Consider the following 15,767-nt stretch of genomic DNA (forward strand, 5'->3'; position numbering starts at 1 on the left):
CCTACAAGCCGAGTCTGCCGACGTTGTCCTGCTCGCCCTCGGCGTAGGCGGCCGCGTTGCCGGTGAAGCGCTCGCCGACATCACCCAGTTTCCCGGCGAGACCACCCAATGCGGTGAGCGTCGCGTCGGCGGGGGCGGCGTGGACGGCGCCGAAGCTCTGGCCGATCGCGTCGGCGCCCCAGCACTCGCCGAGGGCGCTGAGCCGGTCGGCGAGGTCGCGGTGGATGCCGTCGACCCGTTCGGCGAGACCGGCGAACTGGCCGGCGTTGGTGGCGAGTTCGTCGGCGGAGACGCGGAAACCCTCGGTCATGAGCGCCCCGATTCGAGCCAGTGGACGTCCTCGAAGCTCTCGTCGTCGATGACGGGATCCGGTGTGGTCTCGGCCGGGGTGAGGTCGGCGGTGCCCTTGATCAGCGCCTCCGGGTCGGTGCCCGCGGGCAGGACCGGGGCCACGACGTCGCTCATCGCGCGACTCGCCTTGAGGGCGGCGTCGGCCGCGGCGCGGACGATCACGGTGGACAACTCGTGCGGCCGGTAGGTGCGGTACGCGGTGTCGGCGATCTCCAGGCCGGTCAGCGCGCCCTGCGCCGACACGGTCACCGTGACCAGCCCACACGGGCTGGTCGCCGACTCGCTGATGCCGGCGAGCGCGCGGTGCACGCCAGCCAGTTGATCACGACTGCGGCGGTAGTCCGCTAGCAGGTCTTCGACCTGGGCTCGGTGGTCGGCCACCTAAGCCACCTCCGCGTGTAGTCGTCACATTCGCGCGTTGGACGGTCGGGCGGCGAGCCCGGTTCCCATCCGTTCGGGTGAAACCAGGATCACCGGTTCCGCCACCGCCTAACGAGCGGCGCGCCCGGAGGACGCGCATCCCCGTCAGTGGAACACTTTGCGCACCAACGCGCGCCGGGGCCCGCGACGCTCGACCAGCTCGAAACCCGCGCCGAGGAACAGGCTCAGGGTGCCGTGGTAGAGATCGCCCGACCCCTTCTTCTCCCCGGCCGTGTCCACGGGGTAGCCCTCGATGATCCACGCGCCCTGGTCGCGGGCGTGCTCGACCGCCGCCTCCAGCAGCATCGCGCCGAGTCCGCGCCTGCGCGCGGTGCGGTGGATGAAGAAGCAGGTCACCGCCCAGGTCCCGGCCAGGTCCTCATCCGGGGTGACGGGTTCTGCCACCTTGCTCATGGCCAGCCGGACGTAGTCGAGCCGGGGCGCGACGGCGACCCAGCCCACCGGATCGTCACCGTCGAACGCCAGCAGGCCGACCGGCTTGCCCGAGCACACCCGGGAGTGCAGGAACTCGCGGTTCTGCGCCGAACTCCGGCCGCGCAGGTCCGCGGCGGTCATCAGGAACCAAGTGCACCAGCAGCCGCTCTGCGCGCCGTTGGGCCCGAACAGCCGCTCCAGCGCGGGCCAGCTGTCCTGGGTCAGCTCGGCGATCCGCATGGCTACCCGCGCAGTGCTCGCACGACCCGCGACGGGCTCGGCCTGCCCAGCCGCTCGGCCATCCACGCGCTGGTGTCGGCGAGCTTGTCCAGGTCCACCCCGGTCTCGACGCCGAGGCCGTCGAGCATCCACACCAGGTCCTCGGTGGCGAGGTTGCCGGTCGCGGACTCGGCGTATGGGCAACCGCCAAGGCCGCCCGCGGACGAGTCGACGGTCGTGACCCCGAGGCGCAGCGCGGCCAGGGTGTTGGACAGCGCCTGGCCGTAGGTGTCGTGGAAGTGCACGGCGACCGCGTCGACCGGGACGCCGTCGAGCGCGACGGCCGCGATCACGGCCTCGACCTGGCCGGGCGTGGCGACGCCGATCGTGTCGCCGAGGGAGAGCTGCGAGCAGCCCATGTCCATCAGCCGCTTGCCGACCGCGGCGACCTGCTTGGGCTCGACCGAGCCCTCCCAGGGGTCGCCGAAGCACATCGAGACGTAGGCGCGCACGTCCAGGCCCTCGGCGCGGGCGCGGGTGACGACCGGCTCGAACATCGAGAACTGCTCGTCGAGCGAGCGGTTGAGGTTCTTGTTGGCGAAGGTCTCCGTGGCGCTGCCGAAGATCGCGATGTCGCGTACGCCCGCCGCGAGGGCACGGTCGAGGCCGCGGTCGTTGGGCACGAGCACCGGGTAGCGGACACCGTCGACCCGCGACAGCGCGGCCAGCAGGTCCTCGGCGTCGGCCAGCTGCGGCACCCACTTGGGGTGCACGAAGCTGGTCGCCTCCAGGATCGACAGCCCTGCGGCGGCGAGCCGGTCGAGGAACTCGATCTTGACGTCGACCGGGACGACCGACTGCTCGTTCTGCAGCCCGTCGCGCGCGCCGACCTCCCAGATGGTCACCCTGGCCGGGAGACCGTCAGCGGGAACGACCGTCGGCAGACCGACCTCGCACGCGCCCATTACCGGCGTCCGCGGGCGTCCCCCGCGTCGGGGAACTGCTGGGTGGCCGGGAAGCCAGGTGCCCCGGGGCGGTGGAAGTCGTCGTTCGGGTTGTCGTTGACCTCGCGGTAGAGCAGGGTCTGCACCTTCTCGACGTTCGGGATGTCGTCGAAGGTCAGCGGGTCCTGCGCGGAGGACTCCATGATCAGCGTGCCGCAGCCGACGATCCGGTCGATCAGGCCGTGCTCGAAGCGCACGCTGCTGATCCGCGAGAGCGGGATGTCGATGCCGGTGCGGTTGACCACGCCGACGCGGTACATCACGCGGTCGGTGGTGACCACGAAGTGGGTGGTGCGCCAGCGGATGAAGGGCGCGATGAACAGCCACGCGATCAGCAGGACCGCCACCGCGGCGATGATGATCTGCGCGATCATCGCCCACGACAGGTCCTGGACCAGGATGGCGCCCCAGATGGCGAGGCCGATCACGACCGCCAGGACCAGGTAGGGAAGCAGCAGCATCTTCCAGTGCGGGTGCTTGTGCAGCACGACGCGCTCGCCGTCGCTGAGCAGGTCGTCCGGATATGCCACGGTTTCCTCCCGATCACTGATGACGCGGCTACCGTACCGGCGCGCGGCTCTCACGCGCGCGGAACGCACCAAACTGTCATCATGCGCCGCGCAGGTGCACCACGTCGCCCGCCGAGACCGTCTTCGCCGTGCCCGCCGCGTCGACCACGAGCCTGCCGTCGGAGTCGATATCGATGGCGGTGCCCTGCAGGTCGTGGCCCTCGGGCATCTCCACGCGAACCCGCTGCCCGAGCGTCGAGCAGTGGCTGCGGTACTCGGCGAGCAGCCCGGAGGCGGCCAGGTCGCCCTGGGCGCCCCGCCAGGAGCGTTCGGCCTCGTCGAAGGCGCGCAGCAGGGCGATGGCGACCTCGGCGCGGTCGGCCGACCCGCCCTCCTCGGCGAGGGACGTCGCGGGCAGCCCGCCCGGGCCGGGCGGCACGTCGGCGCCCAGCGGGCCGACGTTGAGTCCGATGCCGAGGACCACGGCAGTGTGCTGCCCGCCGTCGACCTCGGCCAACACGCCCGCGCACTTGCGCATGGACATGCCCGCGAGCAGGTCGTTCGGCCATTTCAGCGACGCCGTCACCCCCGCGTGGCGGGCGGCGCGCACCAGGGCGATGCCTGCCACGAGTGCGAGCGAGCCGAAGCGGGCCGGGGGCACGCCGTCGGGGCGCAGGAGCACGCTCAGGTAGAGCCCGGAGTCCGGCGGCGACACCCACTCACGGCTGCGCCGACCGCGCCCGGCGGTCTGCGACTCGGCGATCAGGACCGTCCGGTCGGCCGCGTCGGCGGTGGCCAGCAGGTCGGCGTTGGTCGACCCGGTCGTGTCCACCACATCGAGTGCCGCGTACGCGCCCGCGGGCGCGACAAGAGCCGCGCGCAGAGCCTCCGCATCGAGAGCTGCCATGCCGATCAGCGTAGATCCGTTCCCCAGGTCCGGCCTCCGGGACGCGCGGTCATAGAGGGTCGTTCTGTGTCTGCGCCGTTACCCGGTGATGTCGTCCAGCCGACGCGAACGGCGTGATGTCGAATACGCCAAGCCCCTCCGACCTGCTCCGGATCGCTAGGCTGCCGCCTCATGAGCAGCGCGACCGAGCCGATCGGAAAAGCCCCGGTGGACGAGCCCGATATCCACACCACGGCGGGCAAGCTCGCGGACCTCTATCGCCGCAACGACGAAGCGGTGCACGCGGGGTCGGCGCGGGCGGTGGAGAAGCAGCACGCCAAGGGCAAGATGACCGCCCGCGAGCGCATCGACATGCTGCTCGACGCGGGTTCGTTCATCGAGCTCGACGAGCTGGCGCGGCACCGGTCGACGAACTTCGGCCTGGAGAAGAACCGCCCCTACGGGGACGGCGTGGTGACCGGCTACGGCACCGTCGACGGCCGCCCGGTGTGCGTGTTCTCCCAGGACGTGACCGTCTTCGGCGGCTCGCTCGGCCAGGTGTACGGCGAGAAGATCGTCAAGGTCATGGACCTGGCGATCAAGACCGGCCGCCCGATCATCGGCATCAACGAGGGCGGTGGCGCGCGCATCCAGGAGGGTGTGGTGTCGCTGGGCCTCTACGGCGAGATCTTCACCCGCAACGTCCGCGCGTCCGGTGTGGTCCCGCAGATCTCGCTGATCATGGGCGCGAACGCGGGCGGGCACGTGTACTCCCCGGCGCTGACCGACTTCATCGTGATGGTCGACCAGACCTCGCAGATGTTCATCACCGGCCCGGACGTGGTCAAGACCGTCACCGGTGAGGAAGTCACCCTCGAGGAACTCGGCGGCGCGCGCACGCACAACACCAAGTCCGGTGTCGCGCACTACATGGGCGCCGACGAGGAGGACGCGATCTCCTACGTCAAGGAGCTGCTGTCCTTCCTGCCGTCGAACAACCTGTCCGAGGCGCCGCTGTTCAGCGGGTTCGCCGAGGAGGGCTCGGTCAACGACAACCTGACCGACACCGACCGCGAACTCGAGACGCTGATCCCGGACTCCGCGAACCAGCCGTACGACATGCACGAGGTGATCACCCGGGTCGTCGACGACGGCGAGTTCCTGGAGGTCCACCCGCTGTTCGCGCCGAACATCCTGGTCGGCTTCGGCCGGGTCGAGGGGCAGAGCGTCGGCATCGTGGCCAACCAGCCCACCCAGTTCGCGGGCTGCCTGGACATCGACGCCTCGGAGAAGGCCGCCCGGTTCGTCCGCACCTGCGACGCTTTCAACATCCCGGTGTTGACCTTCGTCGACGTGCCCGGCTTCCTCCCCGGCACCGACCAGGAGTGGACCGGCATCATCCGCCGCGGCGCGAAGCTCATCTACGCCTACGCCGAGGCGACGGTCCCGCTGATCACGGTCATCACCCGCAAGGCTTACGGCGGCGCGTACGACGTGATGGGGTCGAAGCACCTCGGCGCGGACATGAACCTGGCCTGGCCCACCGCCCAGATCGCCGTCATGGGCGCCTCCGGCGCGTCCAACATCCTGCACCGCAAGACCCTCAAAACTGCTATGGACGCGGGCGAGGACGTCGACGCCCTGCGGGCAAAACTGGACCGCGAGTACGAGGACACCCTGCTCAACCCGTATGTGGCGGCCGAACGCGGCTATGTGGACTCGGTCATCCCGCCGTCCTACACCCGCGGCTACGTCGCCCGATCATTGCGCATGCTGCGTGACAAGCGGGAGACTTTGCCTCCCAAGAAGCACGGCAACATCCCGCTGTGAATCAGGAGCAGCCCATGAGCGACCAACCCCTGCTGCGCGTCGTGCGTGGCACCCCGGATGACGTCGAACTGGCCGCCCTGACGGCGGTGGTCGCGGTCGCGGCCACCGCTTCGGGGGAGGAAGAGACACCGGCGTCGTCGGCGTGGTCGGCCAGGACGACGTTGGTCCGCAGGCAGTTGGACCATGGCCCTGGTGCTTGGCGGGCTTCGGGTTTGCCCCGCTGATCTGGCGCTAATCCAAGGGGGCTGGCCTGTTCGGCGCTAAACCCGAACTGGCCAGCCCTGTTCGGCGCTAACCCAAGCGGGCCCGCCCCTGTTCGGCGCTTAACCCAAGCGAGCCGGCCCAATTTCGGCACCAAACCCAAGCGAGCCCGCCCAATTCGGCACCAAACCCAAGCTGGCACGCCCGTTCGGCGCTATCCCAAGCGAATCGACTGGCGACAGCCCCCACAGCCTCACCCCGGACAGCCCCACTCCAAGTGGGTTGCCTTAACGGTCTTTGGCTTTTAATCCCTGCTCTACCCCCTGCCCCCTCGTCCTGGCCATCTTTAACTCTCGATCATCGGTGTCAAGGGTCGCGCAGCGATCGCGCAGCGACGGCCGTTTACGGCCGCCCTTGACGCCGATGATCGAGAGTTAAACAATTGTGGCCGAGGGAGACTGATTTCCCTTGGGAGCCAACAAGAACTCGGGGATCAATGCGGTGGGCCCCTCTGGCTCGATTGTTTAATTCTCGATCATCGCTGTCAAGGGCGGCCGTAAACGGCCGTCGCTGCGCGATCGCTGCGCGACCCTTGACACCGATGATCGAGAATTAAAAGCGGCCAGGACGAGGGGCAAGGGGGAAATGCAGGGGCGAAGAGCCGTCCCCGAAGGCGACCACGTCCGGAGGTCAAGGACCAAGAGCGATCGCTAAAGGTGACCCGCGTCCGGAGGTCCGGGGTGGGAGCGCGTGTGGCGCTTTCGGACTGGTTCGAGGCTTAGCCGTGTGAGGTGCGGGCTCAAAGGATGCCTGGCAAGGCACCGGCGGGAAGCGATCCGGGGTCAGCCTCGGGATTGACGGCTCGTCGAACTGGGCCAAGCGTCCCCGTGGGCAGGCGGTTCGGGTCGGATGCTTCACTTCCGAGTGAAATCGGGCGGCGGTACCTGCGGGAGCGACCATGGTGAGCACTGAGCGGCGGTCGTGGGCCGCCCTCATGGCGCTGTGTGCCTGCTTCTTCATGGTGATGCTGGATTCCACGATCGTCACCGTGGCCATCCCGGCCATCCTGACCGGCCTCGACGCCAACCTCAACGAGGTCATCTGGGTCAACAGCGTCTACCTGCTGGCCAACACCGTCCCCCTGCTCCTCACCGGCCGCCTCGGCGACCGGTATGGGCCCAAGCGGGTTCTCATCGTAGGGCTGGTCATCTTCCTGGCCGCGTCCCTGTGGTGTGGGCTCGCCACCTCCGCCGGGTCGCTGATCGCGGCCCGGGCCGTCCAGGGGCTTGGGGCGGCGGCGATGACGCCGCAGACGTTGACGTTCATCACCCGCCTCTTTCCGCCGGAGAAGCGGGGGACGCCGATCGCGGTGTGGGGTGCTGTCGCCGGGGTCGCGACGATCACCGGGCCGGTGGTCGGGGGACTGCTTGTCGAGCAGTTCGGGTGGCAGTGGATTTTCCTGCTGAACCTGCCGATCGGTGCCGTGGGGCTCGTCGTCGGGCTGGTGGTGCTTCCCGACTGGCTGCCGAACGGGCGGATCCGGTTCGACACCCTGGGCGCGGTGCTGGCCTCCGTCGGGCTTGGGGCGCTCGTCTTCGGCCTGCAGAACGGCCAGCACTACCACTGGGGCACGGTCATCGGGCCGCTCGGCGTGCTGCACATCATCGGGATCGGTCTGCTCCTGCTCGGCGGCTTCATCATCTGGCAGCGGCGGATGACCGACGAGCCGCTGGTGCCGCTCGGGCTGTTCGCCAACCCCACCTTCGCCTTCGCCAACCTCACCCACGGCGCGCTCGGGTTCGCCGTCACCGGGATGTTCCTGCCGCTGGTGATCTACGTGCAGTCCGTCCTCGGCCTCGGGCCGGTCGAGTCGAGCCTGCTGTGCGCGCCGATGGCCGTGGCGGCGGGTGCGGCGGCGATCGTGGCGGGGCGGGTCGGCGGGAAGCACCTGATCATGAGCGGGTTGGGTGCGCTCGCAGGCGGAACAGTGCTGATCGCGGCGCTGGCCGAGCCGGACACCGTCCCGATGGTGCTGGTGCCGGGACTGGTCATCGCCGGCGTCGGGATCGGGCTGGTGTACTCGCCGCTGACCGCCGCGGCCACGTTCGGGCTGCCGGGTCACCTCGTCGGCGCGGCCTCCGGGGTGTTCAACACGTCGCGGCAGGTCGGCGGCGTCCTGGGCAGCGCGACGACCGGGCTGTTGCTGCAGGTCGGGCTCAGTGTGTCCGTGCCGGAGGCGGCCCGGCAGACCGCCAGGTCACTGCCGCCGCGCTACGTCGAGGAGTTCGTCCGGCGGGTCAGTGACGCGGCCAACACGGCCAGCCAGTTCCGCCAGAACGGCCCGGAGGTGCCCGCCGACTGGTCGCCGTCAATCGCCGCGCGCGTGCGTGACCTCGCGACGGACGCCTACGCCCTCGGGTTCACCAACGCCGCGAAGGCGACCCTCGTGCTGCCCGTCGTCGTGCTGGTCCTCGGCATCCTCTGCGCCGCCGGCATCCAACCCCCAAGTGGGAACGCGAAGAATCTGGACTATCGCCCGGAAGGCGCGACTCCGTAGCGTCGCCCCATGACGATCAGGCGATCCCTGCTCACTGTCGTGGCCGCGGTCGGCGCCGTTCTCGTCCCGCTCAGCCCCGCCGCGGCCGAGCCGCTGGAGAGCACGCCGATCTACTCCTACGCCGACGCCGTGCGCGAGACGGTCTGGGTCGACACCGGTCTGACCTCGCCGCAGGGCGCGCGGGTGCGGGTCGCCGCCGACATCATCCGGCCGCGCGAGGCGCAGACCGCGGGCGTCAAAGTCCCGGTGATCATGGACGCCAGCCCGTATTACACCTCGCTCGGCCGGGGTAACGAGGGCCAGCGCAAGACCTACGACTCAGCGGGTCGCCCGATCCAGTTCCCCCTCTTCTACGACAACTACTTCGTCCCACGCGGCTACGCGGTCGTGCTCGTCGACCTGTCCGGCACCGCCCGGTCCAACGGCTGCGTCGACGTCGGCGGCCGCTCCGAGGTCGCTTCCGGCAAGGCCGTCGTCGACTGGCTCAACGGCCGCGCCACCGGCTACACCTCCGCCACCGGCTCGACGCAGGCGAGCGCGACCTGGTCGAGCGGCGCGGTCGGCATGATCGGCAAGTCGTGGGACGGCACGATCGCCAACGGGGTCGCGGCCACCGGTGTCGACGGGCTCAAGACCGTCGTGCCGATCGGCGCCATCAGCTCCTGGTACGACTACTACCGGGCGCACGGCGCGACTCTGACCATGGGCACCCCGTCCGCGCTCGTCTCGCGCGTGGAGAACTCGGCCGCGGCGAACAACTGTGCCACCGTCAAGTCCACTTTGGACAGCGGTTCACCGTCGAGCGGTGACATGACGACAATGTGGCGCGAGCGCGACTACGTGCCCAATGCCGCCAACGTCAAGGCGAGCGTGTTCGTCGTGCACGGCGTCAACGACCTGAACGTGAAGTCGATCAACTTCGGCCAGTGGTGGAACGCGCTGCCCGCGACCGTCGAGCGCAAGCTCTGGCTGACCCAGGCGGGCCACGTCGACCCGTTCGACTTCCGCCGCTCGGTGTGGGTCGACACCCTGCACCGCTGGTTCGACCACTACCTGATGGGCATCGACAACGGCATCCAGAACGACCCTCGATCCACCGTCGAGCACCAGCCGGACGTGTGGAAGGACGACGTGAGCTGGCCGGTCGTCACCACCCCGAAGCACCTCTACGCGCACGCCTCAAGCACCGCAGGCGTCGGCACGCTCAACTCCGCCCCACCGCCGCCCACCGAGATCCCCGTGTGGGCGCGGTTCACCGACAACCGCAGCAGCGAGTACACCTGGATCACCAACCCGACGTCGACGTCCTCGGCCCGGCTGATCTACAGCTCGCCCGCGCTCACCGCCGACAACCGCATCTCGGGCACACCGCGCATCACGGTCACCGCGACGTCGTCGGCCGGCGCCGCCCGGCTGACCGCCGTCCTGGTCGACCTTGGCCCGTCGACGATCCGCAACTACCGGGCCTCCGGCGAGGGCATCACCACGCTGTCCACCCGGTCCTGCTGGGGCGAGAGCGGGACCGGTGACAGCGCCTGTTTCCTCGACACGGCCACCAACAAGACCAGCACCAGCGCCAACATCATCAGCCGCGGGTGGGCCGACCTCGGCCACTACGCGTCGCTCGACTCACGCAAGACGCTGTCCCCCAACACGCCCTACAAGATCACCTTCAACCTGGCGAGCACCGACCAGGTCATCCCCGCGGGCCACAAGCTCGCGCTGGTGATCGGCAGCACGGACAGCTCGTACATCGGCTCCGCGGGCAGCTATCCGAAGATCGCCGTCGACCTGACCAAGACGGTCCTGCAGATCCCGATGACAGGGTCCTTCTAGGCTTACCGGCATGCGCTTCGTCCTCGCCTCCCAGTCCCCCGCCCGCCTCGGCATGCTCCGCGACGCCGGGATCGAGCCGGTGGTCCGGGTGTCGGGTGTGGACGAGGAGGCGATCGAGGCGTCGCTGCCGGACGCGAAGCCCGACACGGTGGTCGTCGCGCTCGCCGAGGCCAAGGCGCGGGCGGTGCTGGCCGACGTCGTGGCCGAGCACCCGGACGCGCTGATCGTGGGCTGCGACTCGATGCTGCACTTCGACGGGCAGCTGATGGGCAAGCCCGCGACCGTCGACATCGCGCGCGAGCGGTGGGGCCGGATGGCGGGCAACACCGGCGACCTGATGACCGGGCACGCCGTCCTGCGGGTCGATGGCGGCGAGGTCACCGCGACCGCGACCGGCACCGAGAGCACCGTGGTGCGCTTCGGCAAGCCGACCGAGCGCGAACTGGAGGCCTACCTCGCCTCCGGTGAGCCGCTGCGGGTCGCGGGGGCGTTCACCCTCGACGGGCGCGGCGGCTGGTTCGTCGACGGCATCGACGGCGACTCGTCCGGGGTCATCGGGATCAGCCTGCCGCTGATGCGCCGGCTGCTCAACGAGGTGGGCCTCAGTGTCGTCGATTTCTGGAGTGCTCCCACCGAGTGAGAGTCCGCCGGATCACACTCCGGATCGGGAAGAAGCCCACGGGGCACCGCGGTTGAATCAACTGTGATGGGGACGAACCGTGGAGTCGCGCTGACCGTGCGCCTGCACATCGATCTGTGCCTGCTGGCCGGATCGCTGTGTACGCGCTGATCTGACCGCGCCCACACTTCCCTGTTCTTCCCTGGAGTTTCCGCATGTCCACGCCCAAGTCCCGGAGTTCCCGCAACTTCGGCATCGCCGTCCTCGCCGGGCTCGTCCTCGGCGCGTTACTCGGGTTCGTCGCCAAGCAGACCGACACGGCCTGGCTGACCACCACGCTCAAGACCATCGGCGACGTCTTCACCAGCCTGCTTCAGTTCACCGTGATCCCGTTGGTGTTCACCGCGATCGTCGTGGGCGTCACCAGCCTTCGCGGCCTCGGTGGCGCGCGCACCGCCGCCCGCCTCGGCGGCAAGACGCTCCTCTGGTTCGGCGTGACCTCGCTGATCGCCGTGCTCATCGGCATCGCGGTCGGCCTGATCGGCGGCGCGGGCAAGGGCGTCGACGTCGAGCCGAGCGCCACCGCCGTGGACAAGCTGGCCACCCGCGACCACGGCGACTGGCTGACCGTCCTCAATGGACTGGTGCCGAGCAACCTGTTCTCCGCCTTCACCGAGGGCGAGGTGCTGCAGGTCGTGTTCGTCGCGGTCCTGGTCGGCATCGCCGCCTACAGCCTGGGCGAGCGCGCGGCGCCGTTCGTGGCGTTCAACAAGGCGATCTTCGACATCATCCAGAAGGTGCTCGGCTGGATCATCCGGCTCGCGCCGCTGGGCGTGCTGGGCCTGATCGGCACGGCGTTCGCCACGTACGGCAACGGGTTCGTCAAGCCGCTGCTGTCGCTGATCGCCTCGGTGTACGTCGCCGCCGCGCTGGTGCTGTTCGTGGTCTACCCGGTGCTGCTTCGGTTCTACGGCAAGGTGAGCCCGAAGACGTTCTACGCCAAGTCATGGACGGCACTGCAGTTCGCGTTCGTGTCCCGCTCCTCCGGCGCGACACTGCCGCTGAGCAGGCAGAGCGCGGTGAACCTCGGCGTCGACCCCGGCTACGCGGGATTCGCGGTGCCGCTGGGCACGACGACGAAGATGGACGGCTGCGCCGCGCTGTACCCGGCGATCGCGACGATCTTCATCGCGAACCTGTTCGGGATCTCGCTCAGCGGCTGGCAGTACGTCGGCATCGTCGCGGTCGCCGTGTTCGGCGCGTTCGCCACGGCGGGCACGACCGGCTGGTTCACCATGCTGACGCTGACCCTGGGCACGATCGGCCTGCCACCGGAGGTCATCGCGACCGGTGTGGCCATCGTCTACGGCATCGACCCGATCCTCGACATGATCCGCACCGCGACCAACGTAGCCGGCCAAATCACCGTCCCAGTCTTGGTCGCCCGCGGCGAAGGCCTGCTGGACGACGAGGTCCTGGCCGCCCCACCCCTCCTCGACACCCCCGAGCCGACCCCGGTAAAGGAGCCCGCCCTCGTCTGACCGTCGAACTCACTTGCCCGAGTGTCGAACTCACTTGCCGGAAGGGGCGACTCGCGCGCATCGCGAGTCGCCCCTTCCGGCGAACGAGTCGCCCGCTCAGGCAAGTGAGTTCGACGTTCAGGCAAGTGAGTTGGACGTTCAGGGGCAGTCGCGGAGTTGGGCGGACGGCACGGTGACCTGGGGGTAGCCGGGGAGTTGCTCCAGGCGGGTGTAGGTGCGGGTGCAGCCGATCTCCTGGCCGCTGAGGCCGAAGACCTGGGCGTAGACCGGGCGCTTGTCGCAGACCTGGTTGCCCTTGCAGTCGTACTGGGCGGCGATGACCTCCGGCGAGGAGTCGCTGACCACGTTGTTGAGGACCAGCAGACCCGCCGACGACAGGTAGGCGCGCTCCTGGGCGTTCCACTTGTCCGAGCGCCCGACCACGACCTGCCCCGTCATGCCGTCCGGGCCCTCGCCGCGGATCAGGCAGGCGGACGCGGAACCGGGCACGCACTGCAGCGAGGTCGCGGTGAGCGTCACACCCAGGTCGGTGACTGTCGTCTCGATCACCTGACTGGCTGACGGTCCGCCGATGCGCAACCGCCCCGAAGTGGCCCCGGCGTCGGCGATCAGCTCGACGAAAGTGCCCGCCACGGTGGTCGAAGCGAGCACCTGGCAGGGCTCCCGCAGGCACCCGGAAAGGCCCACGCTGGGGGTCGTCGGAGGGACGGAAACACTGGTCGACGGGGGTGTCGCCACCCGCTGTGACCTGGCCTTGAGCACCGCGGCACCGGCCAGCGACGCGGCGGTCACCACACCGCAGAGCAGCGCCGTCACCACCACCGAGCGGGGCATCCGTCGGGCCATGGCGCTGTCACCTCCTGCGGTGCGCTGGGAACACGGCACAGTATCCCCACACATGTGGGGTTGCTCTCGGTTCACTAATGGCTTTGGGTCCGTAAACTCCCCCCAAGCCCGCGAACTAGGAGGAACGGCGTGCCCGAGTCGGCAAAGACGCTGAGCAAGGTTCTCATCGCCAATCGCGGCGAGATCGCTGTCCGCGTGATTCGTGCCTGCCAGGACGCCGGTCTGGGCAGTGTGGCCGTCTACGCCGAGCCCGACCGGGACGCCCCGTTCGTGCGGCTGGCCGACGAGGCATTCGCGCTGGGCGGCAACACTCCCGGTGAGAGCTACCTGTCCTTCGACAAGCTGCTCGACGTGGCGAAGCGCTCCGGCGCCGACTCCGTGCACCCCGGCTACGGCTTCCTCTCAGAGAACGCCGAGTTCGCCCAGGCGGTGCTCGACGCGGGTCTGATCTGGATCGGACCCACCCCACAGGCTATCCGCGACCTCGGCGACAAGGTGACCGCGCGGCACATCGCGATGCGCGCCGGCGCGCCGCTGGTTCCCGGCACCAAGGAGCCGGTCGGCGGCGCCGAGGAGATCGTCGCGTTCGCCGAGGAGCACGGTCTCCCGGTCGCGATCAAGGCCGCGTTCGGCGGCGGCGGGCGTGGCCTGAAGGTGGCCCGCACGATCGAGGAGATCCCCGAGCTGTTCGACTCGGCGGTCCGCGAGGCCGTCACCGCGTTCGGCCGCGGCGAGTGCTTCGTCGAGCGCTACCTGGACCGGCCCCGGCACGTCGAGGCGCAGGTGCTCGCCGACCAGCACGGCAACGTGGTCGTCGTCGGCACCCGCGACTGCTCGCTGCAGCGCCGCCACCAGAAGCTCGTCGAGGAGGCCCCGGCCCCCTTCCTGACCGACAGCCAGCGCGCCGAGATCCACTCGTCGGCGAAGGCCATCTGCAAGGAAGCGGGCTACTCCGGCGCGGGCACGGTCGAGTACCTGGTCGGCATGGACGGCACCATCTCGTTCCTCGAGGTCAACACCCGACTGCAGGTCGAGCACCCGGTCTCGGAGGAGACCGCGGGCGTCGACCTGGTCCGCGAGCAGTTCCGCATCGCCGCCGGTGAGAAGCTCCGCTTCACCGAGGACCCGGAACCCCGCGGCCACTCGATCGAGTTCCGCATCAACGGCGAGGACGCGGGCCGCGGCTTCCTGCCCGCCCCGGGAACCGTCACCAAGTTCATCGCCCCCGACGGCCCCGGCGTCCGCGTCGACGCGGGCGTGGAGTCCGGCACCGTCATCGGCGGCCAGTTCGACTCGCTGCTGGCGAAGATCATCGTCACCGGCGAGAACCGAGACGAGGCCATCGCCCGCTCCCGCCGCGCCCTGGACGAGCTGGTGGTCGAGGGCATGGCCACCGTGACCCCGTTCCACCGCGCGATCGTGCGCGACCCGGCGTTCATCGGCGACGGCGAGACGTTCTTCGTGCACACCCGCTGGATCGAAACCGAGTTCGACAACACCATCGAACCCTTCACCGGCGGTGCGGAAGCGGCCGAGGAGGAGCAGCCCCGGCAGAACGTCGTCGTCGAGGTCGGCGGCAGGCGGCTTGAGGTCTCCCTGCCCGGCACCTTCTCCCTCAACACCGGCGGCGGCGCCGGCGCGGCGGCGAAAGCCAAGCCCCGCAAGCGTTCCGGCGGCAAGGCCGGAGCAGCGGCCTCGGGCGACTCGGTCACCGCGCCGATGCAGGGCACCATCGTGAAGATCGCCGTGGAGGACGGCCAGACCGTCGAAGCGGGCGAGCTGGTGTTGGTGCTTGAGGCGATGAAGATGGAGAACCCGGTCACCGCGCACAAGTCGGGCACCATCACCGGCCTGGGCATCGCGGTCGGCGAGACCGTCACCACCGGCACGGTCATCTGCGAGATCAAGGACTGACACCCAGTTCGCACAACCGCTAGGAAGTTGGGGACCTGCCACACGGCAGGTCCCCACTTTCGTTTGATACCGCCCGCACCGAGGAGTGAACTCGCCAGGGCAAGAGCCGTGGGAGGGCGTGGCAGCGGGCCCGGTCAGACCAGCCAGCCAGCCAACACAGCCGCGCCATCAGCAAGGCGGTGTTGGGCGCGGAATGAACGGGTGCTGGGAATGCGGAATGGAACGGAGATCAGCAGTGTGGAATGGGACGAATGTCAGCAATGCGGAATGGACGGGTGTTAGGAATCAGGTGCGATGTGAGGGGAGCAAGGCCCACCCCACCGCCACCCGTCCCGCACACCCCACACCCCACCACCCACCCGTCCCGCGCACCAACCCCGGACAAGAGCACCCAACCGATGCTCTTAATCCCTGCAGTTCCCCCTGCTCCCTCGTCCTGGCCGCCTTTAACTCTCGATCGGCGGTGTCAAGGGTGGCGCAGCCATCGCGCAGCGACGGCCGTTCACGGCCGCCCTTGATACCGCCGATCGAGAGTTAAACAATCAAGCCAGAGGGAGATCCCCTGCCGGGCCGACGGAGCCGACGGAGCCGACGGAGCC

At 69.4% G+C, this 15,767-nt stretch carries 14 protein-coding genes; 7 read left to right on the forward strand and 7 right to left on the reverse strand.

All coding sequences use genetic code 11. The annotated features are described in order from the left end of the window. Position 1 precedes the first annotated feature (1 nt). The 6 genes from C8E96_RS03750 to C8E96_RS03775 all read right to left on the reverse strand — a co-directional run bounded on the left by C8E96_RS03750 (position 2) and on the right by C8E96_RS03775 (position 3,845). Positions 2 to 310: a WXG100 family type VII secretion target gene (locus C8E96_RS03750; RefSeq protein WP_091381502.1), complete on the reverse strand. Its 309-nt coding sequence runs from the start codon at positions 308 to 310 to the stop codon at positions 2 to 4. After that, on the reverse strand, positions 307 to 732 hold the full coding sequence (locus tag C8E96_RS03755) for a YbaB/EbfC family nucleoid-associated protein (RefSeq protein ID WP_091381499.1): 426 nt from the start codon (positions 730 to 732) through the stop codon (positions 307 to 309). The genes C8E96_RS03750 and C8E96_RS03755 overlap by 4 nt, the downstream gene beginning before the upstream one ends. Before the next feature lie 144 nt (positions 733 to 876). Next, the gene (locus C8E96_RS03760) at positions 877 to 1,446 is read right to left on the reverse strand and encodes a GNAT family N-acetyltransferase (protein WP_091381497.1); all 570 of its coding nucleotides are present in this window, start codon (positions 1,444 to 1,446) and stop codon (positions 877 to 879) included. A gap of 2 nt (positions 1,447 to 1,448) precedes the next feature. Continuing rightward, positions 1,449 to 2,390, reverse strand: a complete 942-nt coding sequence (locus C8E96_RS03765) for a hydroxymethylglutaryl-CoA lyase (RefSeq protein WP_091381496.1) — start codon at positions 2,388 to 2,390, stop codon at positions 1,449 to 1,451. Continuing rightward, on the reverse strand, positions 2,390 to 2,959 hold the full coding sequence (locus C8E96_RS03770; RefSeq protein WP_091381494.1) for a PH domain-containing protein: 570 nt from the start codon (positions 2,957 to 2,959) through the stop codon (positions 2,390 to 2,392). The genes C8E96_RS03765 and C8E96_RS03770 overlap by 1 nt, the downstream gene beginning before the upstream one ends. 79 nt (positions 2,960 to 3,038) lie before the next feature. Next, a complete protein-coding gene (locus C8E96_RS03775) occupies positions 3,039 to 3,845 on the reverse strand; it encodes a biotin--[acetyl-CoA-carboxylase] ligase (RefSeq protein ID WP_091381492.1) in 807 nt (268 codons plus the stop codon). Between the two features lie 171 nt (positions 3,846 to 4,016). Here C8E96_RS03775 and C8E96_RS03780 point away from each other — a divergent pair, with 171 nt between their 5' ends. The 6 genes from C8E96_RS03780 to C8E96_RS03805 all read left to right on the forward strand — a co-directional run bounded on the left by C8E96_RS03780 (position 4,017) and on the right by C8E96_RS03805 (position 12,408). After that, a complete protein-coding gene (locus tag C8E96_RS03780; RefSeq protein ID WP_091381490.1) occupies positions 4,017 to 5,654 on the forward strand; it encodes an acyl-CoA carboxylase subunit beta in 1,638 nt (545 codons plus the stop codon). 14 nt (positions 5,655 to 5,668) lie between these two features. Then, positions 5,669 to 5,878, forward strand: coding sequence for an acyl-CoA carboxylase epsilon subunit (locus C8E96_RS03785; protein WP_091381987.1), 210 nt, complete (start codon positions 5,669 to 5,671; stop codon positions 5,876 to 5,878). Positions 5,879 to 6,813: 935 nt separating this feature from the next. After that, positions 6,814 to 8,412: a DHA2 family efflux MFS transporter permease subunit gene (locus C8E96_RS03790; protein WP_091383918.1), complete on the forward strand. Its 1,599-nt coding sequence runs from the start codon at positions 6,814 to 6,816 to the stop codon at positions 8,410 to 8,412. 9 nt (positions 8,413 to 8,421) lie between these two features. Further along, the gene (locus C8E96_RS03795) at positions 8,422 to 10,248 is read left to right on the forward strand and encodes a Xaa-Pro dipeptidyl-peptidase (protein WP_091383920.1); all 1,827 of its coding nucleotides are present in this window, start codon (positions 8,422 to 8,424) and stop codon (positions 10,246 to 10,248) included. A 10-nt stretch (positions 10,249 to 10,258) separates the two neighbouring features. Next, positions 10,259 to 10,888: a Maf family protein gene (locus tag C8E96_RS03800; protein ID WP_091383922.1), complete on the forward strand. Its 630-nt coding sequence runs from the start codon at positions 10,259 to 10,261 to the stop codon at positions 10,886 to 10,888. Between the two features lie 194 nt (positions 10,889 to 11,082). Then, positions 11,083 to 12,408 (forward strand): dicarboxylate/amino acid:cation symporter, encoded by a 1,326-nt coding sequence (locus C8E96_RS03805; RefSeq protein WP_091383924.1) that lies wholly within the window; start codon positions 11,083 to 11,085, stop codon positions 12,406 to 12,408. Between the two features lie 138 nt (positions 12,409 to 12,546). Here the strand turns inward: C8E96_RS03805 and C8E96_RS03810 are convergent, their stop codons facing one another. After that, positions 12,547 to 13,254, reverse strand: coding sequence for a hypothetical protein (locus C8E96_RS03810; protein ID WP_133794154.1), 708 nt, complete (start codon positions 13,252 to 13,254; stop codon positions 12,547 to 12,549). Positions 13,255 to 13,383: 129 nt separating this feature from the next. Between C8E96_RS03810 and C8E96_RS03815 the strand changes: the two genes are divergently transcribed. After that, positions 13,384 to 15,168 (forward strand): acetyl/propionyl/methylcrotonyl-CoA carboxylase subunit alpha, encoded by a 1,785-nt coding sequence (locus tag C8E96_RS03815; protein ID WP_091383928.1) that lies wholly within the window; start codon positions 13,384 to 13,386, stop codon positions 15,166 to 15,168. The last annotated feature ends 599 nt before the right edge of the window (positions 15,169 to 15,767 follow it).

Source organism: Actinokineospora alba, assembly GCF_004362515.1.
In the GTDB taxonomy this organism is placed as follows: domain Bacteria; phylum Actinomycetota; class Actinomycetes; order Mycobacteriales; family Pseudonocardiaceae; genus Actinokineospora; species Actinokineospora alba.

Excerpts from the sequence above, each read along its gene's own strand:
- C8E96_RS03750 (WP_091381502.1), bottom strand. The coding sequence starts at position 310 with ATGACCGAGGGTTTCCGCGTCTCCGCCGACGAACTCGCCACCAACGCC.
- C8E96_RS03760 (WP_091381497.1), bottom strand. The coding sequence starts at position 1,446 with ATGCGGATCGCCGAGCTGACCCAGGACAGCTGGCCCGCGCTGGAGCGG.
- C8E96_RS03765 (WP_091381496.1), bottom strand. The coding sequence starts at position 2,390 with ATGGGCGCGTGCGAGGTCGGTCTGCCGACGGTCGTTCCCGCTGACGGT.
- C8E96_RS03775 (WP_091381492.1), bottom strand. The coding sequence starts at position 3,845 with ATGGCAGCTCTCGATGCGGAGGCTCTGCGCGCGGCTCTTGTCGCGCCC.
- C8E96_RS03780 (WP_091381490.1), top strand. The coding sequence starts at position 4,017 with ATGAGCAGCGCGACCGAGCCGATCGGAAAAGCCCCGGTGGACGAGCCC.
- C8E96_RS03785 (WP_091381987.1), top strand. The coding sequence starts at position 5,669 with ATGAGCGACCAACCCCTGCTGCGCGTCGTGCGTGGCACCCCGGATGAC.
- C8E96_RS03790 (WP_091383918.1), top strand. The coding sequence starts at position 6,814 with ATGGTGAGCACTGAGCGGCGGTCGTGGGCCGCCCTCATGGCGCTGTGT.
- C8E96_RS03795 (WP_091383920.1), top strand. The coding sequence starts at position 8,422 with ATGACGATCAGGCGATCCCTGCTCACTGTCGTGGCCGCGGTCGGCGCC.
- C8E96_RS03800 (WP_091383922.1), top strand. The coding sequence starts at position 10,259 with ATGCGCTTCGTCCTCGCCTCCCAGTCCCCCGCCCGCCTCGGCATGCTC.
- C8E96_RS03805 (WP_091383924.1), top strand. The coding sequence starts at position 11,083 with ATGTCCACGCCCAAGTCCCGGAGTTCCCGCAACTTCGGCATCGCCGTC.
- C8E96_RS03810 (WP_133794154.1), bottom strand. The coding sequence starts at position 13,254 with ATGGCCCGACGGATGCCCCGCTCGGTGGTGGTGACGGCGCTGCTCTGC.